Below are 23,472 nucleotides of genomic sequence, written 5' to 3' on the forward strand. Positions count from 1 at the left end.
TCTCGCGAAATCTACAAGTTAATAGACTCCGACTATGGCCTAAAAGTTACGGTCGATAGAAACCCTCTATCATCTATCAAGCTATCAATAAGAAAAAGCTATCTCCCCTTCGTAGAAGGAAAGATAGCTTTTCACATCCTGTATGGCACATTGCGAGTGGATTAGATATCGAGGAAACCGAGCGTATCGAGCAAACGCTTGATCATTAAGACCGCTTCTGCCCGCGTCGCATTCGCTTTTGCCCCGAAGGTACCATCCGACATCCCGTTAATGACTCCGAGCTGCACGGCTTTGGCCACATCTACCTGTGCCCAAGAGCCGATCTTCCCGCTATCGCTGAATCGCTTCAAGAGCGAAGACGCATTGGTCGACAAGTCGAATTTCTCGCCCGCTACTTCTGCCGCCCGAATCATCATCGTCGCCATCTGTTCGCGCGTAACCGGACTATTCGGCATAAAGGTACCATCGGTCATTCCGTTAATAATGCCGGCTTTCGAAGCGGCCCCGATATAAGCGGCGGCTGCACTGTTCGTGTCTACGTCCTTGAAGACGGCCGCAGCCGTTTTGTCCCCCGACAGACCTAAGCCTTTGGAAATATAGGCGGCAAACTCGGCGCGCGTGATGGAGGCTTTCGGCGCGTACGTCGTGAGCGACCGTCCCTCCACGATATATTTGTTCGCCAGCAGCAGAATATCGTTCCGCGCCCAGTGCGTGCCCAAATCCGTGTAGGTGACATTGCCTTTAATGACGGCATAAGCGCTGTTGCCTTGACGCTGGAACGTTACGGTGGACTCGCCATCCGTCGTCTCCACATGCGTCGGCGCATAAGACAGCTTCTCGGTTACCGGGTCATACCATACCACGGCCGTCTGGCGCGTATCGAGCGTAGAACCCGTCGCGATCGACCGCGTCGTATAGCCCGTGAAGCTCTCGATCTTCGTCTGCTTGCCGTTATACAGCACGTAAGTCTCGAAGTTCATCGGACCGGCAAGCAACTGGGAGCCCGCTGCGCTAATCGCGGTCGTAAGCGGCGCTGTCAGCGCGTTGTTTCCCGAATCGATCGTAATGAGCAGCGATCCGGTGCTCGCGATGTTCGAAGTGATCGTGGTGAAATCCACGTACTTGAACGGTACCTCGTACGAGATATCGTCATATACCACCGCGAACGAAGCATCCGGCTCGTCGATTAGCTTATCCTTAATCGTCTGCAGCGGTATTGCTACGCTGCCCGCCGCCTCCGTGTCCGGCACTTCGAAGAAGACTTTCGGCTCGCTCTCGAGCGAATCGAGCATATCGAATGCGCCTTTCAGCTTACCGGAAGAGATCGAATAGCGGTTGATTGTTTTCCCACCTGGCGACGTCTCGGGTGAAGTCGAGGCCGTCTGCACTTTCAGGCCAATCCCTTCGCCTGTTGGACTAGCTGTAAAATCGCTCGTCGGATCGTCCGCCCATGTCGTCTGGTTCGCGACCGCCAGATCCGTGAACGAATCGGCGATGACGCCGCTTGCGGAACGAAGCAGTATCGTCGACGGGTTATAGGTCAGTCTGACGGTATCGCCGATCGCGATCGGCGTCGACAGCGTCAGCGTTACTTTCGACGTGCTAATCTCGACCGCGGATACGAGACGCACCGAACTGTTCGCTTTCACCGTGAATTGCGAAGCGAGCGGTACATAGCTGCTATCGAGATTCGAGGAGAAGGAAACCGTCACCTTCTCTCCTTTGGCAATCGCGCCCGTCACCGCTATTGTGGACGAAGTTGTTCCGCTTGCATCCACATTGGCGAACGATTCAGCCGGGTTACCGGCTGTGTCGGTCAGATACGGATCTTTGCGCGTATAGCTGACTTTCACCGTCTGGCCCGTGCTTGCCGCCGATGCCAGCGTCAATTTCACCTCATAGCCCGTGATCGTTACACTCGTAACGGCACGTGAGGCCCCGTCGACGAGCACGGTATACGCCGTAATCGATGGCTTGTTGCTCGTGCTTAGCGACTCGTTGTAGGTGAGCGTGATCGTATCGCCTGCCAGCGATGCGTTCTTCAGCACCGGAGCCGTCGTGTCGATACCGTTCAAGATTTGATAGTTGCTGAACGAAGCCAACGCATTATCCGAAAGGTCATACAGCGGATAAGATCCTTTGGAATACGAGACGGTTACCGTCTGCGCGGCCGTCACATCATTGCCGGTTAACGTAATGAGCACCACGTTCGACGAACCGGTTACCGTCGAGATCGAGCGGGTCGAACTCGCGACCTTGACGCTGAATTGGCGATAGGCATAGGTGCTTAAGTCCTGAAGTTCTTCGCTGAAAATCAGCGTGATCAAGTTGCCGGTTACCGAACCGCTCAGCAAGGTCGGCGGCGTCGCATCGGCTTGGTTCACGACCGTCTCGTTCGAGATGGTCGACGCCGTCGATCCGTTAAGGTTGCGGATCGGATTCGCACCGACCGAGTACGAGAGTCTCACCTTTTGCCCGGAGATGACGGAACTTGCTAAGGTGAGATAGACGATCTTGCCGCTGACGGATACGCCAGTGACCGCTCGGCTCGCGCTATTGACGGTGACATAGAAGTTCGCCGTCGACGGTACGGACGTCGTGTCCAGCGACTGATTGTAGGTAATGGCGATTTTGCTCGTGCCCACCATAGCAATCGAAGTCACCGAAGGCGTACCGGAAGACGAGCCGGTCTTGAACGCCCATTGATAGGCATTCAGAATGCCGTCGAACGTATTGCCATTCAGATCGGTTACGGCATCGGCCGCGATCTCGATATAATAGTTCGTATTCGCCGTGAGCGCGCTCTCCGGCGTGATCAGCAATCGGCGGTTGTTTGTCGAATCCGCTGCAATCGTTGCCTTCATATAACTTGTCGTGGACCTGCGGACTTTGGCCGTTGTATCCGGGTCGCCAACGAGCGTAATCGGCTCGCTGAAGGTCACCTCCAGCGTATTGCCCGAGATGGCCACATCCGTCTCATTGTTGGCCGGGGACAGCGTCACAATCGTCGGCTTGGTCGTATCATCGGACACCATGAACGTCCATGCGCTGGTGCTCGTAATGCCTGCATAATAGTTACCATTGGCATCGCGGAACGCTTGAGAGCCGATCTGTACATAATAAGTCGATCCCAGCTTCAGCGCAGCGCTTGGCTTAACCGTAATCGTCGTCGTGCCGCCGCCGCTTACTTGTGAAGAAGTAACCGGGATGGAAGCTGCCGTCGTGCTGCCTGTCTTGATGACGATATCGCCCGTGCTCTGGTAAACCGGTTCACTGAAGGTCAGCGTCAATGTAACGCTTGTCGTGGACACGGTACCTGTAGGCGTCTTATCGGTCAAAGTCGGCGCCGTCGTATCGCTGGTAACCCCTGTCGTGAAATTCCATACGGAGGCGTCCAGGATACCTTCGTACTGCAGCGAAGCCGTCGTCGCATCCCGTAATGCGCCGGCATCCACCATGATGTAGTATCCAGTGTTCGCTGTCAGGTTCGAGCTTGGGTCCCACGTTACCGTCGAACCACTGACCGAGACGGACGAGCTCGTCACACTCACTTGTTGGACGATGCTGTTGTCCGCGATTTTTTTAATATACAAGTAGCCGCTGCCTTTGGAGACCGGTTGGGCAAAGGTCAGCGAAAGATTCGTATCGACGCTTACCGCATAAGCGTTATCTGCCGGCAAGAACGTTGGGGTACCAATTGGCGGACCCGCCGTTACGAAACGCCAGTCATTCGTGCTAAGGCCGTCGTAGCGATTGCCCGACGCATCCACGAACGCCGTGCTCGGAACGAGAATCTCATACGTATGATTCGACTGCAACCCTTGCGGCGGGGTAATCGTGATCGAACTCGTACTAATGCCTGTTACATAGGAGGACGTCACTGCGAACGTCTGCGTATAATTGCTATTCGTTACATCTCGAATGGTGATCGTTCCGGTATCGGAGTACACCGGCTCGCTGAAATTAAGGGTAAGCGTCGTATTAATCGACACATTCGTACCGCTCTGCGCCGGAGCATGCGAAGATAACGTCGGTTTCGTCTGATCGACGAATTGGACTGTCGTGAAGTTCCATGCAGCGGAACCCATCATGCCCGTATATTCTCCCCCGTCATCCGTACTCGCGAATGCGCCTGGATCAAGCGTAATGTAATACGCGGTTCCAAGTGCCAGATCTTTCGACGGATTGACGGTGACGACATTCGCGCTTGCCGAGTTGATCGACACGCGGGAGCTGCTCACCGCAATGCTTTCGTATTCGGTATTATCGCTTGCTTTATAAATGGTAATCGTCGGACTACCGCTTCCTTTGCGCACGGTTTTATCAAACGTAATGATGAAGTTCGCATCCACCGCGACATTCGTTGCATTATCCGATGGCGAGACGCTCAATATTGATGGACCTGTTGCGGCCATAACCGTTCCTGTGTTCACGATTGCGCCGATTCCGCATTGGATTAGCATAAGCATCGCTAACCCTGCCATCAACCATTTCCGATTCCTAAGCAACAACTTTCCCTCCCCAAATAAACATTTACGTTAAAACACCTAGTATAATTGTCGGTCAATCGCGAGCAAAAATGAAGGTTTAAACGCAAAACAACCGTCCCCAGCTTCCGGAGACGGTTGTTCGTATCTTCTTATGCGTTCACTTGTGCGTCTGCTTTCAGCTGCTCAGCCTTGTCGACGCGTTCCCAAGGAAGGTCGATGTCGGTGCGGCCGAAGTGGCCGTATGCTGCTGTCTTGCCGTAGATCGGACGGCGAAGGTCGAGCATCTTGATGATGCCGGCCGGACGAAGATCGAAGTTCTTCTGGATGACTTCAACCAAAGTCTCTTCGCTTACTTTGCCAGTGCCATACGTATCCACGTTGATGGATACCGGGTTAGCAACGCCGATTGCGTAAGCAAGCTGGATTTCGCATTTGTCTGCAAGACCCGCTGCAACGATGTTCTTCGCTACATAACGAGCTGCATAAGCTGCGGAACGGTCAACTTTCGTTGGATCCTTACCGGAGAACGCGCCGCCGCCGTGGCGTGCATAACCGCCGTACGTGTCAACGATGATCTTACGGCCTGTAAGACCTGCGTCGCCTTGTGGTCCGCCGATTACGAAACGGCCCGTAGGGTTGATGAAGTATTTGGTCTCAGCATCGAGCCATTCAGCCGGTACGACCGGCTTGATAACATGCTCCATGATGTCCTTCTGGATTTGCTCCAGCGATACTTCTTCAGCATGCTGCGTGGATACGACGATCGTATCGACACGAACTGGCTTGCCGTCCACATACTCAATCGTTACTTGTGTCTTACCGTCCGGACGCAGGTATTCAAGCGTCTCGTTCTTACGCACTTCCGACAGGCGGCGTGCGATACGGTGGGACAGCGCGATTGGCAGCGGCATCAGCTCAGGCGTCTCGTTCGTTGCGAAACCGAACATGAGGCCTTGGTCGCCAGCGCCGATGTCTTCGTTCTCTTCGCGGATGTTCTTGCCTTCGCGGGATTCGATCGCTGCGTTAACGCCTTGCGCGATGTCAGCGGATTGCTCGTTAAGCGAAGTCAATACTGCGCAAGTTGTCGAGTCGAAGCCGAATTTCGCACGTGTATAACCGATCTCTTTGATCGTGCGGCGAGCGATCGCCGAGATATCCACGTAGTCTGCACGGCTGCTGATCTCGCCAATAACGAGAACGAGGCCCGTAGCAACGGATACTTCACAAGCTACGCGCGCGTATGGGTCTTGCTCGAGGAACGCATCAAGTACCGCGTCCGAGATTTGGTCACATATCTTATCGGGATGTCCTTCCGTGACCGATTCCGAAGTAAACAAGTGCCGTCCTTTAATCGACATCTGTTTCTCAACCTCCTGCTGCTCAAAATAAAGGTAAGTATGAAGAATAGTTCATGCAGGCGCTAGGTTACAATAGAGACGTTCTTCGCTCATGCATGATTCATGGTGAGTATTTCGCGTCCAAGGTGAATCGGCTGAGCCGTCAATGGTGGCGGAGCGCGCTTCACTCCGGAGAAATATAAACTTTCTTATATTTCAAAAAATCAACCTTTTCCGGTTGGAAAAGGTCGCTAGTCAACTCTCTAAAACAGTATGATACCGAAGATGTCGCTTTGTGTCAATGGCTGCGGCGGGTCTTCACAGCCCGTTCAATACTCGTTCCGCCTGCTCGACAAGCCGGCGCGTAATGGAGCCGCCAATATATCCAACATCTCGGGTTGCCAGGCGGGACCATGGCACGCTGGCCGGGTCGTTCGACTCGCCGATCGTTCCAAAATCATCGGCTGCGAACTCCGTCATTCCGAGCCGGTCCGGGGTCACCGCACCTGCCGTCAATCCCAGTTCTGCCGCGATTTCATACTTCATCTGATTGAGCGCTGCCTTACACTCCGGTACAACCACGATGTTGCTTCGACGTCTAGCCATTTCTTCAAGCACCTCCTCGAATGTTGTATGACTAGTGTGCGCGCTGAGGAGGAATTCGAAGCCGCTAACTTCTTGTCAGCACGGGCAAAAATAGCTACCCCTGTCATGATACGCATATTCGTACTCCGTATGTTCCGGATGACGCAAACCTTAATGCAGCACCCTTGTTCATATCGTTGTCCAAACGAACAAGAACCCGCATGGAGTATGCTCCATCACGGGTTCTTGCGTCGTGTCTTTAATGAAGGTTATGAGGACGGTTGATCTTGAATCGCGTATTGCCCGCGTACCAGGACAACGATGCTGCCGCTCGTCTGCTCCGGGGAAACTTGAATACCGCGACCGCCGCGAGCGGATAGCATGAGGTGATCATTCGACACCTTACCGCCGTGCTTAATCTCAGCGCCATCGGTTAGATCCGATAACCCGCTCGTGTCGCCACTGAATACCAGCGCCTTACCGGAACGAATGACAAACTCGGCACTGTTCAGCGAAACTATTCGTTTGCCTACCGGTACGGTGACCACTTCGAACTGTTGCGACGCGGTTGAGCCGCCTTCATCCGTTTGGCCGCCTGAGCTGCTGCCTCCCGTAGAACCGCCGCTTGACCCTGATCCGGATAAAGCCGCCAGCTTCTGATCGACATAGCTCTTCGTCACCACCGGATCTTCGATCGATCCAGGGGTAATCGTCTCTCCATCGGCCTCCAGCCTATTGCTCAACATCGCCCCTGACAGGATTCCTGCAATGAGCACTCCTGCGATCGTCACTACTTTGAATTGCGTTCTCAAAACGTCCTGCTGCACCTCCGATAACGTACGTTTAGCCGTTCGTCATGGCCGTATTGAGCTTCTTGGTCGCGAGCAGTTTTTTATGTCCATTAAAGGAATCATATACATTGATCGTGAATGCCCGGAAAATGATTCCCGACAGTTTCGAATCTTCGAATGCGACCGAAGAGTCAATATCTTCGCCAAGCTTCAGCTCCGAATTGCTTCCATCGATATTCAGTACTTGCTCGTACTTGTTGTCTCCATCCTGTAATTCGATAACAAGCTGATGCGTTCCTGCCACTTTTTCGTAAGTTGTCGATTTTTCGAGATCATACTCGAAATCGATCCGGATTTTGTAGGCATCTTCAAGCGATGGCGAGAATTTCTCCATGCTAAGCGTGTACGGGTTGATCTCCAGATCCTCGAATGCTTCCTGCTGAACGGTCGTATCCTCGAACGGAAGCGTGAACTTGTACGCATTCACGAATGCGTCAGCCGTGCCCTTCGCAGGCGTAAAGGCAGCTTCGGTAATGCCTTGGCCGATCCACAATTCTACATCCGTCAGATCGTAATCGATCGGGAATTGAGCCGAGACGGCTACGAGACCTTTCTTACTCGGCGAAACCTTGTCGTCGATGTTGAGGAATGTTCCTTGGATATAACCGCCGTCCTTCGTCTTGAAGTAAGCTTGAAGATTCGGCAGGTTGGCCAGACGTGTCTCAAGGTTCGAATAATCGAACTCGGCATAAAGCACTTTCGTATCTTCGTCTTCATCCGTGTACGTATGAACCTGGTTAATCTTGAGGCTCGACTTGCGACCGATTTCTTTAATATCCATCGTCTCGGTTGTCTTCAGCGTTGGCGGCTCCATCATCGAGCTGCTCAGCTGGAAGCGTCCGATCGGCGTAGAACCTGTACCGCCATCGCTATCCACTTCGGACAGGACGACCGTCATATCGTTCGACGTATACGTGTAAGGCACTTTCGTGCTGATGATATAGTTCGTGTAATCGCCGCCGTTCAGCGCGACGCTCGAATCGGTCTTAATCAGTTTGACGTTGGCATCGGCCACCTGATAGCCATTCAGCAGCAGCGTCGCTTTCAGGTTAGGCAGTGACTTCATACCTAACTGCGTGTTACGAACGGTAACCACCGCATTGATCAAATCCTGCTCGCCCCATGGGAGACGCTCGCCGCGTGTAAGCGAAAATTCGAACATACCTTGCTTCGTGTAGTAATTAATCGCGGTGTTGCTCGAATTCTGGTTCGCCGACTTGGCAGGGATCATGAACAATCCGGTTACGAAACCCTTCTTGTTCTCTTCGCTCGTCTTGCGGATCACCAGCTTCAGCGTGCTTGTGCTAGCCGTCGATGGCAGGTCGAACTGCAGATATTGTTCCTTCGCAATGCCCGTCGACAATTCGACAGCCGTCGAAGACGACGAAGTTTTCGCCGGATACAGCGCGCCCGTGCTCGTCATGACATAGTAACTGTACGTTGGCAGCGTAACCGATGATTTGCCCGTGTTCGTATAGTTCAGATACATCGATACCAACTGCGTATCGCCGTCTTGATCGTAGTACGTATCACGGATCTTCGTATTCACGGCCATGCCGTCAATCGTCAGTTTGCCGATTGCGCCAGCCTTCACGTAAATACTGTTCTGGTCGACAGGTTTCATCGCATAGGTGGCGAATGGAATCTCTGTCTTCGTCGTAGCGTCCGTCGACGTCACGATCAGCTGCATATTCGGGTCAATCTTCGAGATCGGCAGCGTACCATATAGCTGCAGCTCTTTGCTCGTGCCTGGCAGAAGGGTTGTCTCGCTGCCGGAATCGACGCTAAGCTTGTTCATCGTGCCGCCCGAGCGCTTAATGTAATAATTCAGCGTCGAGAGGTCAATACTTTGATTACTATAGTTCGTGATGCGGTAGGTCAGCGAGCTCTCCAATTGTCCGCCGATAACGACAAACTGGGCGCGTGGCAGGATCGTACTGATCTGCTTGCCATCGAGGCGCAGCACACGGCCTGTAGCTGTCGGTACAGTCAGGTTGTAGTTGGTCGGGATGGCCACTTCACCTAACGAACGCGTGTAGTTCGGTTGGCTGAAGTCCCACTTCACCAGCTTGAATTTGAGATCCGTTACGGTCACATTCGCATTCACGGTTGCCGTAAAGCGATATTCTTGCGTCGTCTTCGCGACAACTTTCGTCTTCTTCGCATCCGTCTCATTCATCGTGATCGTATATTTGCTGCCGCTCTTCGTCCAGAGCTCCAGCCAATAGTCGGAGAAGTCGAGATCCTTGGTCCCGCCGTTATAGACCGAAACGGTGAAATAGACCGTTTTCTCATTGCTGCCGTACATAAACTGAACGTTGGAAACACGGGCCGAGCTCGAACCGCCCAAATTAAACGCCTTCAAGGTCGTAACAGTCGTCGAAGTGGCAGCGGCCTTAACCGCAGTTGCAGCATGAATTTCATAGGGATTCGTGGTTAATGGCAAGATAGCCGTTGAAGCGATTAATAGAGAGAGTCCCGCACGATGCAATACGCGCATTCCATCATCAGTCCTTTTTGTAGATTCTACTGATATAGACGAAAAGTAGCCCAAAAAGTTTCACTGGCAAAAAAAACAGGACCGATTTCTCGGTCCTGTTTCGTAGAGAGGTTAGTCTCTATTATTTTACGATTACTTTGAACGTGATGGATTTACCGTTCGAAGTGATTGCTACAACGTTGAATGTGTCGCCAGCTTCAACAGTTGTAATTGTGTGGTCGTTAGTGAAGCCGGAGTAAACAACGCTCTTCAGCGAAGTCGTGATAACTACGCCATATTGGTCAGTTACTTCAACAGCGTCAGCTGCGAAAGCTTTAACCAACGCATCGCTGTTAACGCTAGCTGCAGCAACGGAAGCAACGTTGCTACCTTCTTCTGTAGCTACACCTTGCGTACGAAGCGCAAGTGTTGCAGGTGCAGGAGCGTCATCGGATACTGTTACTGCTTTAGTAATCGGCTCTTGAGTAGTGTTCTTAACAGCAACGATTACGTTAACTGTCAGATCACCATCGTCGAATGCATCATCTGCATAACCGAATGCTTCGATTGTGCTATCGTCTGCATTGAATTCAACGTTGCCGCTAGTAGTTGTAACTTCATAGTACGAAGTAGGAATAGCAACTTTGGAACCGTCAGCCAGAACGCCACTTACAGTAAGGTCTTTGTCGTAAGTTGTTTCAGCTTCAGTTGGTACAGCCAGGATTTTGCCAAGGTCAGCTACTTCGTAAGAAGCGATGTCAGCTTGCTCAACAACTTTAAGATTCAGCGAGTATGCGCTGCCTTTAACTGTTTTGTCAGTAGTTGTGAGGTCAGCATTCAGAAGGGACAGCGTGAACTTCTGGCTACCTTTCTTCTCGCCTTCAAACGTGAGGCCATCACGTTTTACATAGTTACCGCCATCAGTGATCGAAACAGTGTAATCTGCCCAATCGAAGCCTGGGTAGCTGTCGTCTGTTTGATCAAGCGTGCGACCGTATTGGTCTTGAATGATAACATCGTCAGCGATGCTCAGAGTATCTGTAGCATCAACTGCGTATACTTTTGCAAAGTCAGAGTCAATGCCGGAGATTACAGTTGGTACAGCTGCTTCTCCAACTTTGATCGTTTGGTTGATAACTTTGTTTGTTTTTGTTACAGCAGTCAGTACATAAGTACCTTCTTTGAGACCGTCAACAGTCAGGTTCACTTTGTTGTTCACGTAGTCAGCTACGAATTCAACGCCTTCGCCAAGCTCGTGACCACCAACAGTGATGTTGCTGAATGCTGCATTCAGTTTGCTAGCAGAAGTAATTGCGTTGCCGAATTGGTCAACTGCTGTGAATGGTACATTGAACTCTTCACCTGCTGCTGCGAAGCTTGGGGAAGAGAATGTTACGGAATCAGCTGCAACCGCTTCTTTAACAACTACGTCGAAGGAAGCGAGTTTACCAGTTGTAGTCGATACGATTGTTACTTTGGAAGTACCAGCAGCAACCGCATTGTCTTCATCTTCGTCACCTGCAAGTGCAAGTGCAACATATTCCACATCGTCGATCTCAACAGTTGTGAAATCGCCTTTAGTGTTGGAGTCTGTTACATAATCAACACTAGCATAGTTTTGGTTGGAAACCGATACAACTACGTCATCTTTAACATAAGATGCATCTTTGATTGGGTTACCGTATTGGTCTTTAGCTGTTACGATCAGGAAGTACTCAGCAGCGTCATCGCCAGCTGTCAGAGTATCGCCATCTTCGTTGTACAGTTTATCGATGGAGATTTCAGCAACACGTGCTGGCGAAACGACAGTCAGAACTGTGTTTGCGAATGTGCTGGACTCTACATCAAGAACCGATACAGCAATTTTGTCATTGAGGTTCAACACGCCAGCTTCTGGAACAGTCAGAACACCGTCTTCAGCAGAGACTTTGCTGTTGCTACCACGGCCAACAGTAAATGTCAGTTGGTCTTCGTAGTCAGAAGTAACATCTTCACCGTATTGGTTCAAGACTTTGTAACCTACAGTGTAAGTTGCATCGTCTTCGTCATAACCACGAATGAGAACCGCTTTGTCGGAAGTGAACTCGATTTTAGCAACTTTCTCGTCTTCAGCTGTGAAAGTAGCTGTGATCGCAGCTTCTTGCAGACCTGTTACGGAAACAGTGTACGAACCTTCAAGCAGGGAAGAAGCGAACTCAAGAGTCGCAACGTTCTTGTCAGCGTTGAAAGCTGCTGTTTGGTTAACAGTGTTGCCGTTAGCGTTCTTAACAGTGATTACAGCTTTAGCTGTGTCAACTGCTTGGTTGAAAGTCAGCTCGAGTTTGTCAGCGCCAGTCAGCTTAGCTGTAGCCGTGATTGCTTCGAGTTTAACTTCAACTTCATAAGTTACGCCTTTGTATTCAACGGATACTTTAGTCGCTACGCCGACTTGCAGAGCGTCCGTAAGTTCTTTTTTAACTACGCCACCGTCAGTGAACGTAACTTCGATGTTTTTGGAGTCAACAACTTTCGTGCTCTTCACGGAAGTTTGTGTTTTCTCGTAAACAACGAACGATGCGTCAACGAGGTCGCCACGAGTAGCAAGCTTCGTGTAGTCAGCGGAAGCAGGGATCAGACCAGCTTCAACAGCTGCTGCTACATAGCCAGTAGCCCATGCGCTTGTTTTGCCTTCAACTGTTGCGTCAGCTTTAGGAGTAAGACCCATTGCAGTTACAACGATCTTAGCAACTTGCTCAAGCGTAACGTTCAGTTTAGGACCGAATTTGCCAGCGCCGATACCTTCGAGAATTTTCTTCTCAGCCAGTGCGCCGATTTCGCCGATTGCCCAGTGGTTAGCTGGTACGTCAGTGAAAGAAGCTGCTGCAGTAGCGTTACCAGTCAGGTTCAGCAGTGCTGCAAGAGCTTTAGCGAACTCTGCACGAGTCATGTTCGCTTCCAGGTGGGATTGACCATCTGGGTAGCCTTGGAAGATACCTGCTGTTTTCATTGCTTGGAATTTACCTTCTGTGTCAAGCGTCGTTGTTGCGTCAGCTGCGAATGCTGCGGATGCGAACATCGAGAAAGCCATAGAAGTTGCTAGGATTGCGGATAAACTTTTTTTCATAACCTTTTTGTCTCCTCCTCGAATATCTTTCACTTTGTTTCGAGAGCTTCAGCTTCCGTTCAAGAACGTAAGCCTTGCTTCCCATAAAATGATGTCTACGAGCAAGCAGCCGATCCATGTCGGAGACTGTCGCAGAAACTAGTAAACAGGTGAAAAATGTAAAACTACTAGGGAACTACACACCTCAACATTATACAATGGCGATATTCCTAGGTAAAGTAGATTTTAGGAAACTTCGTTCCAAAATCTCTCATCTTGCTACCGCCTCATTGTCGTTTCGTGGTGTTCACATGTAATTAAACGCAGCCTATCTCAAAAAGTTGCGGTGTTGCGAAAAAACTTTTAAAAACTTTTTCTATCTCTATGAACTTGTCCATCTAAGGTGCTCGTTTACCCTAGGTTGTTGCTCGTTTACCCCGCCACATCGCCTAGTATAGCTTGTTTACCTGAGCCGCGTCATCACAAAACACTTCCCATAAGAGGACAACTCTCGCATCTCTGCCAACAAGGTGAACCGGCTAACGCCGTCTTTGAATGGCGTAGCGCGGTTCATTCCGGAGAAATTGAGAGTGATTTATAATCGTGAAACTTATAAATTCCTCAATTTTAAAAAAGAAGCAGCGGGAACTGGCAATTTGCCGTTCGTCGCTGCTTCTGCCGTATTGGATTAGTTCAACTTCGGAAGCTTCTTGAGATCCGCCATCACTTTACCAGTGATAATGGCTGCATCGGAACGCAGCAGATAGGACTGCGATTCGAATACATATCCTTTGGTCAGGTCAGCGGAATCCACCGGTGAGCCTTGAATATAGCCCTTCTTGGCAATCGCGAGTACAGAGGCTCTTGCATAATAACTGATATTCGCATAATCCTTGAACTGCTTCTGAAGCGCTGCAGCAATCTTGGTCGCATCCGTGTCGAGCTTCAATTCAAGCGCACGGGCTAAAATAACCGTAGCCTCGCCGCGCGTCAAGCTGTTGTTCGGCTCGAACGTCTTCGGCTGCGTACCACGAATAATACCTAGACGTGCAGCCGTCTCAATATAACGATAATCCCACAGGGCATCCGGGTTGATAATCGGAGCCACGTCATCGAAGCTCGGGTTATCAAGATCGTAGTTCAGTTCGATCTGCATGGCATCGATGATCATCTTGGCGAATTCACCGCGTGTCGTATACATATCTACGCCGAAGTCGTCGTAGCTAGAAGCATTCATAATGCCTTTGGAGAACATTGCTTCCAGGTAGTTGCGCGCATACGGATGATTTGACGCGTCTGTGAAGGAATACGTCATTTTGCCGACAACATAATAACCGAATTGCTCGAATGGTACGGTTATCGTGTTCTTCTTCGTATCAACGGTACCACCCATGTTGACCCAATACTTGTTGTTCACGTCATAGTGGAAGACCGTGACTGTCGTGCCTACAGTCTCACGAATGTTCGGATCAAACGTAAGAGTCAATGTTCCACGCTTGGAAGCAACAAGCTCTAGGTCTTCGGACCGCTCATCATAAGTCGGGATGGTTGTACCGTTCGGTCCGAGCTTGTTGTTCGGGTATTGATAAGGATCTACACCGGATGTTACTGGATCATACGCCATCGTCGTCAGATTATCGGCCAGACCCGCATCAATCCAATATACCGGGCTTGCTTTACCGAAACGAGTCGGGAACGATACCCGGAAACGTGTTCCGTAGTTCTGCAAGATCAAGTCAAAGTCGGCGGGCACGTTGTCATACTCACGACGGTCTACTACCCCGTCCTCGGAGTTGGCAATGCCGAAGAGCAGTTTGTGCCCGGAGAATACTTGGTTCTTCAGGTTGGCCGGCACGTCCGGATCATTACGGATGAGCGATGTTCCTTTCGGGAACGTCAACGCGACCGAGCCATCGAATACTTTGTGCGAGCTCTTCATCTCTTCCATATATTGCGCGCCAGGAATGTTGGTCGGCTGATACGTAATGGTAAACGAATCAGAAACCGTATCACTGGCATTCGTGATGGTGTACGTGATTTTGTTCGCACCGGATTTAAGTCCTGTGATGGTCGCACGGAATGCACCTGGATAGTCTACATCATCGGTTGTATCGCCGTCGTTGTTGTAGTCATAACCCGACTTGGTTGCCGTGACTTTGTTGATGACGACCGAGTCTGCGCCTTTTGCGTTAATAACGACTTCAACGAAGTTCTTGTTCACAATAGATTCTGCCGGCAGGTATGGACGGAGAACCTTGTATGGGAGCACCGTCGGATCGACTTCTAGGCGATAGCTCGCTTTCGGACCTGACGTACCGCTGTTGTACACGTTAAATACATAAGCGCTCGAACTGCCGTCCGCATTCAGCTCCTGCTTCTTCACGATGAAGGAGAAGGTTTGATTGGACAAATCGTAACGTACGATCAGATTGCTGTCGATCGTCGAACCTTCCGGATAGTTACGCACGAAGGAACCGTTATTCACGATTTGGAACGGTTTGGACAGATTCCACTCCAGTTCGCTTGTCAAAGACGTTCCAGTCACTTTGAGAATATAGTCCGTGAAGACAATATCGTTGTCTTCCAGATTCTCCATCTTCTCGTCTATGACATCCGGGTCGCCTGTGCTCGATTGGCCAAGGTCCAAGAAGTCGAACGTACCATAGATGTTCATGAACGATTCTTTGGTCGTATAGATACCGTTCGTCAGCGTAAAGTTCGTATCGTTGGCATTCGGAACGATAAAGTCGTTCTCGTTATCCGTGGAATACGTGAACGGATATACCGTCGAGCCAGCAAGCGGGATCTCCGGTAAGTTGGTCGGAATGATGTTGAACTTGACCGATTTTTCATAGTAGTTCTTCGTACCTTGGAACACGAACTTGATGGTATTCTCGCCGCTGAATAACGACTCGAAGGCCATATCGGTATAATACGTCGTTACGGTATTGTTATTCGCATCCGTCGAAGTGATCTTCGTGTCGGCATCGATCTGGAACACCGTCGAATGCGGGTCCACATCATTTCCGTCCTCGTCGTAAGGTACAAGCGGGATAAGGACGTTGTTCACGTAGAAGAAGATTGTACGCGTACCCTCTGTCTTGCTCGAAGTGTAACGAATCTCATCCGTATCATTAATATTGTACATCTCGCCTTTGAACTGCTTGAGCACGGTGTCAATGATGTACTCTTTACGCTTGCTTGTCAGCTGCGTCGTATCGTCATAGACCGCCATGCCATCATAAATGCTATCGAACTGCACATACGGGCCGTACAGCATCGTAAATGTAGCTGTAGTCGTGGAAGAAGCCGCATCATCAATCTTGAGCGTAATGGTCTGCGTTCCTTCATATGGCATTTTGTCAAATACGAGAATAACGCGCTGATACTCTACGCCATCGATATTGACAACCCTGTCGTTGGCAGGATCATCATAGGTGAGAACCGTATAATCAGATTCCTTGATCTCTGTTTTGCTACCGTAAGCATTCCGGATTTCGGATACAACGACTTCCTTATTGAATTCCGTCGTATTGCCGACAAGCACTTCAACAGCAAGCGGCAACCCGTACAAACTTGCGCCGTCCAGCGTGACGCCGCCAATCGTTTTGTAAGAAAGTCCGCCTGAGTAGCCTGGCAGATAATTGACTGCTTTCACATAAGCTTCATCCGCATCATGCAGGGTGAAATATAAATCCGTGCTCGTCTCGCTCTCAGGCGTCGCGCCCAAGTAAACATTCACTTCATTCAACGCAGTCAGCTGAACGGTGAATTTGTTATTGAAGATCAAATTCGATGCCGCCGTATTCCCTACGTTCGGAAGTTCAAAACGATACTCGTAAATGAAGAAAGCCGCATTCTCCGTCGGCGTGCCTGTCACACGAATATTGGAATCCTGAATGGAGATGCCGTTCAGGTCGATCTTCTGAGTCGTATTACGCACGGCAACTTCAAAGCCTTCGAGGCCCGCTGCCGCGAAATCCGGATGCGGCGTAGCTTGTCCGCCTTCCACATCGGCATGATAGCTGTTAGGCACGATGACTTTACCGTAAACCGTGAATTTGGAGGTTTCTTTGGCTACTAGCGTAGGAGACGTGCTCAGATCTGCCGTGTCACTCGGGGTCGCCGTAGAACTAACCGTCCGATCTGCACTTGCGTCTTCCCATTCTTCCACCCGCACATCGATAAAAGAAACGGAACCATTATAGAAGGCTACGGTTCTGGTCGAGGTCGAAACCTGCGTACCGTTGGAGATTTTGAAGGTAATCGTATTCTGACCTTCATTCAAAACAATCGGTGAAGCGGCAAAACTGTTATTGTTCGCGGTATTGACGGTATACGTCTTACTGCTGCCGTTGACGACGATCGTTACGCCCGTCGCATTCGGCGCATTACCGGTAATGCTGATATTCGCCGTCGTTTTGCCCTTCGAAGCGGTCGATTGGACAACGGTTGTACCTACTTCGGTAATCGGGAAGCTGTTGCCGTCCAGATTAGCCGTCAAGTTATAAAGCATTGGCGAGTTGCGGTATTCGATATAGATCGAGTTACTCACTTCACCGCCGTTCCGCATGCCCGTGAACGTGATTTTGTTCAAGCCCGGGAACAGCTGAACGTTGTAGATCGTGATCGCATTGTCCGTTACGTAGATGTTACTCGTAAGGTCCTCACGCGAGTTCTCGGTCTTATTATTAATAATCTGCAAGACACTATACGAAATGGTCGATGTGTCGACGTTGCTCACCGTACCCGTCAGTGTGACGCGCTCGGTCGTGACGACACGCGGCGAAGTCGCGGATGCGCTCTCGCCCGGGAAGTTGAAGCTGCCTGATGCCGCGGTCGCTGTCTGGATGGTGCCTGCCGGCACCAACTGGACGAACAGGCTGACAAGCATCAGCCATAAGCCTAATTTCTTAATCACAGTCTGCCTCCTTCTCTTGCGTTCAGATCTATGGCCGATGCGGCATACCTAGTCGAAACCTCTAGGATCTGCAGCCGATGACCTAACCTGCATAAGATGTTATATACTTTCTATCGGCGATAGACTCTGAAAAGTTTAGGCTAAATCGAAATGGCACGATTTTACGTGCATGATTCGCTGAATGCTTGTTTTTCAAGTAAAAGTGAGCGTTTCGCATGCAAAAAAGTTGATTCGATCGCACGCAAAAACACCCTTCGGTTTAGGGCTTCCCGTTAAGGAAGTTCCTAGCCAAAGGGTGTCGGGTTCGATTATTTGGAACGCTGCTGTTCGGTGCGCATCAGCACACGCTGCAGGAAGTTGAGTACCGGCCGGCGTGTCTTATCGACGATGCCGATAAGCTCCGCGCCGATCTGTAAGATGAATACGAGCACCAGGATGACGACGAAGGTTACCCAGTTCGCAGCAGTCGACTCGACAATCGTAGATTGCAGAATCGCGCATGCTCCGAAGAATGCCGCGATCGCATAAATGATAAGAACGGTACGACGATGGCTGAAGCCAAGCTCACGCAGGCAATGGTGCAAGTGGCCTTTGTCCGGTGCGAAGATCGGACGCTTATTAATCCAGCGGCGTACGATTGCGAAGAACGTATCCGACAGCGGCACGCCGATGATTAGGAGCGGCGTAACGAACGATACGATCGTTACCTGCTTAAAGCCGAGCATGGACAATGTCGCAAGGCCGAAGCCGAGGAACAGTGATCCCGTATCCCCCATGAATATCTTCGCGGGGTGGAAGTTGTACGCCAAGAAACCGATAATGCCGCCGAGCAGAATCGTGCTGAGCAGAATAACTGGCGCGAAGCCCATGATCGCTGCCATGATCGCAATCGTACCGATCGCGATTGCCGATACGCCTGCTGCCAGGCCGTCCAATCCGTCGATCAGGTTGATCGCGTTCGTGACGCCGACGATCCATAGAATCGTAAGCGGGATACTGATCCAGTCCGCAATCGGCTGCATCGCTTCGCCGAACGGGATGTTCAGCAGATTGATCTTAATATCGAAGCCAAGTACGACAACGCCGGCTGCAATGATCTGACCGAGCAGCTTCACCTTCGCGGACAGCTCGAAGCGGTCGTCCAATGCGCCGATGATCACGATAATCGTTCCGCCGGCAATCAAAGCGTTAATCAGGTTCTCATCGTAAGCCCGCAGCAACCCATCGGGTATAAACGGCTTGATGGCCAAGTATCCTCCGACGAATGCAGCATATATTCCAAGACCGCCTAATCGCGGCATAATTCTCGTATGAACCTTGCGGTGATTCGGCTTGTCAATCGCGCCGATCTTGAAAGCGAGCTTGATGACTAACGGCGTCACTAGTAATGCCAAACAAAGTGAAACGATAAATCCAATTCCGTAAAGAAAGCCTTCAGCCATCTTCATCTCCCTTTCATGTTCGTAAATCGAATCGCGCCGTCCGCCTGGTCTATGTAATAAGGACAGGCCGTGTCCGACTCACACCTGCGACAGTACGGGATTGATTTGATGTATCCGCCTTAGAACTATCGCCGGAATGAATTATACGCTGTTTGAAAAAGAACTTCCACTCTCATTTTCAAGCAATTTTCGCTGAATTCGGCAATTTTCTGCGCTACTTAGTGGTATTTTAGCACTTTCTCTTTATCGCGCATCACTTTGAGGGCAAATTTCGGCAATACAAGCATGCGAGCCGCGCGCGTCGGCTGCTTCATGAGCCGGTAAAACCACTCGAGCCGAAGCCGCTGGAACAGCTTGGGCGCACGCTTCACGACGCCGGCAATAACGTCGAAACTGCCGCCGACGCCCATCATAATCGGAACGCCAAGCGCTTGCTTATGCTTCGCGATCCAAGGCTCCTGCGTGTCGACCGACCGGGCAACGAACAACAAGTCCGCTTGCGCAGCATGGACCTCAGCCACAACCTCCGCATCTTGATCGGCGCCGAAATAGCCATTGCGATAGCCCGCGATGATAAGCCCCGGATATTGTTCACTTACCCGCTTTGCCGTCGCCTCAATAACATCCTGCGAGCTGCCAAGCAGGAACACCCGCCATCCGCGTTCCTGGCCGAGCCGGAACAGCTCATGCATCAGGTCGTAGCCTGCGACACGCTCTGCTACGGGATGGCCGACACGGGACGCAGCCCACACGACGCCTGTTCCATCCGGCACGACGAGCTCCGCGCTGCGCATCGCTTGGTCGAATACCGGGCTCTCCAGCGCCGCCATGACCATGATCGGATTGCCAGTGATGATATGCGTAAGCTGGCGCTTCTCGATCCGCTGCATCAGCTGGCGTATCGTATCCTTCATATTCAGCTTAGAGAATTCGATGCCGTAAATCCGTACCGTAGGCACATTCATCGGCGCTGATTGGGCGCTTGCTGCAGCTTCTGTTGGCCGCAGCGTCGTGGACTGGCTCATTTTGGGCGTTCACCTCTATTAGTATGACGAAGCAGGCCGACAATTTGTTTCGCCGGTATCCGTGCTTCTTGCTTAAGTTGTTCAATGGCCGCGCGGTGTGCCGCAAGCCAGGTCTCCGGTTGGTCGATCAACGCCGCCGCCGCCTTCGAAAAAGCTTCGGGATCGAGCGCTTCGGTCGTGCCGATCGCCGTAAGGCCGAGACGCTTCAGGAACTGATCGATCTTCGGGTCATAGGACAGACCGAGCATCGGCACCGATTGGTTCGCCGCATAGATGAGCGCATGCAGCCTCATCCCGAAGAGCATGTCGCACTTGCTGACCTCCAGCAGCATTCGCTGGGGGTCGTCGCCGGCATCCACGAGCTCGGCGCTGCTGCCCGGGCCGAGCTCGCCCAGCCGTTCCATCACCCACTTCGAAGTCTCTTGGTCGGAGGGGGTGTGGAACGGAAGGAACCGCAGCCGCACCGCCCGGCTGCGGGCCAGCGCGCCAAGCGCGTCCGCCGCGCGAGCCAGGTCGGCTTCATCTTTGCGCCAATGGCGCAAAGATACGCCTACGACCGGCGCCTGCGCGCCATCCTGCGGAGCCGCACCAGCTGCGGCGGCTCCGGCACCGCTCGCTGCCGCGCCATCCTGCGGCAGCGGCAGCCCCATGACCGGATCGGGCACAATGTCGATCCGGTCCGAGCTCACGCCGAGCCGCCCGAGCAAAGCGGCGGATTCGGCGTCACGCACCGACACATACGCGCTGCGCTTCATGACGCCGCGAATGAGCGGATCCATCCACCGGCGGTTCACCGGCCCAATGCCTTGGGCGTAGATGAACGTCGGCTTACGCAGCAGCTGGGCGAGCTTGATGACGCCCGTGTAATAAGGAATCGTCAGCGCGCCGGTCGCATCCTGCAGCAAGCTGCCGCCGCCGCTGATGAGTCCGTCGCTTGCGCGGATCGCACCGATGACTTCGCGTAGACGCATCCGATGGGCCGCCTTCACGCCGTACATCTGCGTTGTCCAGGCCGGATCGATCGACAGGACGATCGGCTCGATCGTAACGCCCTGCGCCTTGCCTTCTTCCGCCAAGGCGAACAGGATCGATTTGAGCACCGCCTCGTCGCCGCTGTTCCGGAAGCCGTAATAGCCGGAGATAACAACGCGCCTTACTTCAGGTTTTGTCTGATTGCCGGTACGAAGCGCTGAAGCCATTTCCGCCAAACCCCTTCCAGTACCTGCCACACGCCAATCATGACAAGACCGATAATCGCGCCGAGCACAAGACCGAGTAGGATTCGGATAAGCGAGATGTGCAGCGGTGTATGGATATGTGCGAACGTATCAACCATCGACAGTTGACCGATCGATCCTACGATAAAGAATACCCACGCCGCGCGATAGCGAAGCGCAAGGAAAAGCCCGAATAAGAATAAAGGATGCGAGAGCATGAACTCCTTCGTCCGAGGGCGGACGCCGAAAGTCGTCTCCAGCACATTGCGCATCAGCAGCTCGAATGTCGAGGCTTCTCCGGCATTGCCGGTACGCGACAGATAGTACATGCCGGCCACGCCGAGCACAGCCGCCACGACGACCCACAATACCGTAATCTGCATCTGAAGCAGCTTGCGGATATTCCCGATCAGCGTGCCGCTCGTAAAGAGGAACACGTACAGAGCGGACAGCGCGATCGGCGCCAAGTGTAGCAGGCTTACGCCGCGGAACTGCTCAAGCACGAGCGAGTACGTCATGTTGTTCAGAAGTCCGAAGACATAAGGGATGCCCAGCAAGGACATAACCGACGTCATGACGAAGATGGACAGTGCCATCGTCAGTCTCCGACCGGCGCTGAGGCCAGGGAAGAACCAATTCAGCCCACCAATTCCTTTGCCTTCCGAAGCGCCGCCGACAGGGCGAAGATTACCGGTCGTATGCGCTTTGACCCGCCCGATCGCCCAAATAATCGCAAGCGTCGGCGCGCTGATCGAAGCACCGAGCGCGAGCCCTTGTTCGAGCGTCGACTTGGACAAGACGTGCAAGCCTGCGCTGCCGATCAGTCCGAGAACGAACACCGGAATGATACTGGCTGGAATAAACGCATTGACGAGCAGCGTAATTAACGCGATCGCTCCCAGACATAACAGCGCTTTGAGCGCCTTGTGCCACGTTGGCGGCGTCTCGTAATCGAATTGCTCGGCTTGGCCAATCTCGAAGCCGCGGTCATTCAGTTTCTTGATCGCTTCGCCTTCGCCGCTCAGCGCATCATAGAGATTATCCAGCGAGTTGACTACGGCCGACTTCGCGCTGCTGCGCATCGGCGCCGTGTTCAGGTAGAACATGCGGATATTGCGGTCTTTGGCCGCGAGATGGAACCGGTCTGCAATCGCTTCCGGCGACATCGCGGACGCGTCGGCGTCCGAGAGCGAATACAACCTCACAAGATTATAATGCGTCAAATACGCGAGCGAATTCATGCCTTTTTGCCCTTTGGCGATCGGCGCCTCGATTGCGGAGACGCCGATGTCGTATTTGTTCAGCAGAGCCGCGAAGCTCTCCAGGCTCTTCTTCTCGGCATTATCCGCGTAGCCTTTCACCGCATCGCCATCGAACAGGATTCGGCGGACGCCAAGCTGCTGGTATTCCGCGAGCTGCTTGTCCACCATTTGTTGATTATACGGAATTCGATCCGACAGGCGAGGCACAATACTGAAGCCCGCTGCGTGAATCGATTGCAGGGCGATCGGGTCCGGATTCATCGGCTTGAGCATCGCATTCTCTACCGGGGTTTCCAGCACAAGCCCCGAGCGGCCGCCAAAAGACCATGGCCGAACGGCGATCTCCCAAGCCTCGAACGTTTGCTCGATCATGGGACGAAGCGCCGCTTCCTCCTCCGCTCCAGTAAAGAGCAGGTACGTGTAGTTCTCGTCCAGCGGAGCCGGCTTGTCCGCAAGCTCTGCCGCAGCCGCGGAGTTATACACGGCCAAGCGGTCCGACCAGACCATCTCTTCGAGGGAGGTCTCGAAGACCGCCATCGACGTTACGCCCGCTTCTTTCATATTGCCCAGCTGTTCTTCAATAAAAGCTTTCGGATGCGCCTGGTACGACGCTACCTGAACCAAATCCCGGTAATCGAAGACGAATTCGACTTTCTCTGCCGTATCTTCCATCTGCCAGCGCGCCGCGCCTAGCGGCAAAGCCGCCAGGACGCCTGCGAGCGTCAGCACCCACATTAACGCGCGTGCTCTACGATTCCACTGCTGCCACGATTGTTGCACG

At 52.2% G+C, this 23,472-nt stretch carries 11 protein-coding genes; all 11 read right to left on the reverse strand.

Annotated features, from left to right (window positions below):
* Positions 1-161 precede the first annotated feature (161 nt).
* Positions 162-4,469, reverse strand: a complete 4,308-nt coding sequence (locus FHS18_RS12610) for an Ig-like domain-containing protein (protein ID WP_183600427.1) — start codon at positions 4,467-4,469, stop codon at positions 162-164.
* 170 nt (positions 4,470-4,639) lie between these two features.
* Positions 4,640-5,848 carry a methionine adenosyltransferase gene (metK, locus tag FHS18_RS12615; RefSeq protein WP_183600428.1) on the reverse strand — a complete coding sequence of 403 codons (1,209 nt, stop codon included), beginning with the start codon at positions 5,846-5,848 and terminating at the stop codon, positions 4,640-4,642.
* Between the two features lie 297 nt (positions 5,849-6,145).
* Complete coding sequence (locus FHS18_RS12620; protein ID WP_183600429.1) at positions 6,146-6,433, reverse strand: alpha/beta-type small acid-soluble spore protein; 288 nt, start codon at positions 6,431-6,433, stop codon at positions 6,146-6,148.
* A 248-nt stretch (positions 6,434-6,681) separates the two neighbouring features.
* Complete coding sequence (locus FHS18_RS12625) at positions 6,682-7,224, reverse strand: hypothetical protein (protein WP_183600430.1); 543 nt, start codon at positions 7,222-7,224, stop codon at positions 6,682-6,684.
* Positions 7,225-7,255: 31 nt separating this feature from the next.
* A complete protein-coding gene (locus FHS18_RS12630; RefSeq protein ID WP_183600431.1) occupies positions 7,256-9,763 on the reverse strand; it encodes a hypothetical protein in 2,508 nt (835 codons plus the stop codon).
* Between the two features lie 121 nt (positions 9,764-9,884).
* Positions 9,885-12,845, reverse strand: a complete 2,961-nt coding sequence (locus tag FHS18_RS12635) for an S-layer homology domain-containing protein (RefSeq protein ID WP_183600432.1) — start codon at positions 12,843-12,845, stop codon at positions 9,885-9,887.
* Positions 12,846-13,512: 667 nt separating this feature from the next.
* Complete coding sequence (locus FHS18_RS35155; protein ID WP_183600433.1) at positions 13,513-17,745, reverse strand: S-layer homology domain-containing protein; 4,233 nt, start codon at positions 17,743-17,745, stop codon at positions 13,513-13,515.
* Positions 17,746-18,053: 308 nt separating this feature from the next.
* Positions 18,054-19,187, reverse strand: a complete 1,134-nt coding sequence (locus tag FHS18_RS12645) for a glycosyltransferase family 4 protein (RefSeq protein ID WP_183600434.1) — start codon at positions 19,185-19,187, stop codon at positions 18,054-18,056.
* A gap of 218 nt (positions 19,188-19,405) precedes the next feature.
* Positions 19,406-20,152 carry a WecB/TagA/CpsF family glycosyltransferase gene (locus tag FHS18_RS12650; protein ID WP_183600803.1) on the reverse strand — a complete coding sequence of 249 codons (747 nt, stop codon included), beginning with the start codon at positions 20,150-20,152 and terminating at the stop codon, positions 19,406-19,408.
* A 56-nt stretch (positions 20,153-20,208) separates the two neighbouring features.
* Positions 20,209-21,411: a polysaccharide pyruvyl transferase CsaB gene (gene csaB, locus FHS18_RS12655; RefSeq protein WP_183600435.1), complete on the reverse strand. Its 1,203-nt coding sequence runs from the start codon at positions 21,409-21,411 to the stop codon at positions 20,209-20,211.
* Complete coding sequence (locus FHS18_RS12660; RefSeq protein ID WP_183600436.1) at positions 21,366-23,471, reverse strand: DUF5693 family protein; 2,106 nt, start codon at positions 23,469-23,471, stop codon at positions 21,366-21,368. The genes csaB and FHS18_RS12660 overlap by 46 nt, the downstream gene beginning before the upstream one ends.
* Between the last annotated feature and the right edge of the window lies 1 nt (position 23,472).

Origin of the sequence: Paenibacillus phyllosphaerae, assembly GCF_014192105.1 — a bacterium.
Taxonomy (GTDB): Bacteria; Bacillota; Bacilli; order Paenibacillales; family Paenibacillaceae; genus Paenibacillus_Z; species Paenibacillus_Z phyllosphaerae.

Bases quoted from the DNA above. Each gene is read 5' to 3' on its own strand.
- FHS18_RS12610 (WP_183600427.1), bottom strand. From the start codon at position 4,469: ATGCTTATGCTAATCCAATGCGGAATCGGCGCAATCGTGAACACAGGA.
- metK (WP_183600428.1), bottom strand. From the start codon at position 5,848: ATGTCGATTAAAGGACGGCACTTGTTTACTTCGGAATCGGTCACGGAA.
- FHS18_RS12620 (WP_183600429.1), bottom strand. From the start codon at position 6,433: ATGGCTAGACGTCGAAGCAACATCGTGGTTGTACCGGAGTGTAAGGCA.
- FHS18_RS12630 (WP_183600431.1), bottom strand. From the start codon at position 9,763: ATGCGCGTATTGCATCGTGCGGGACTCTCTCTATTAATCGCTTCAACG.
- FHS18_RS12635 (WP_183600432.1), bottom strand. From the start codon at position 12,845: ATGAAAAAAAGTTTATCCGCAATCCTAGCAACTTCTATGGCTTTCTCG.
- FHS18_RS12645 (WP_183600434.1), bottom strand. From the start codon at position 19,187: ATGGCTGAAGGCTTTCTTTACGGAATTGGATTTATCGTTTCACTTTGT.
- FHS18_RS12650 (WP_183600803.1), bottom strand. From the start codon at position 20,152: ATGAATGTGCCTACGGTACGGATTTACGGCATCGAATTCTCTAAGCTG.
- csaB (WP_183600435.1), bottom strand. From the start codon at position 21,411: ATGGCTTCAGCGCTTCGTACCGGCAATCAGACAAAACCTGAAGTAAGG.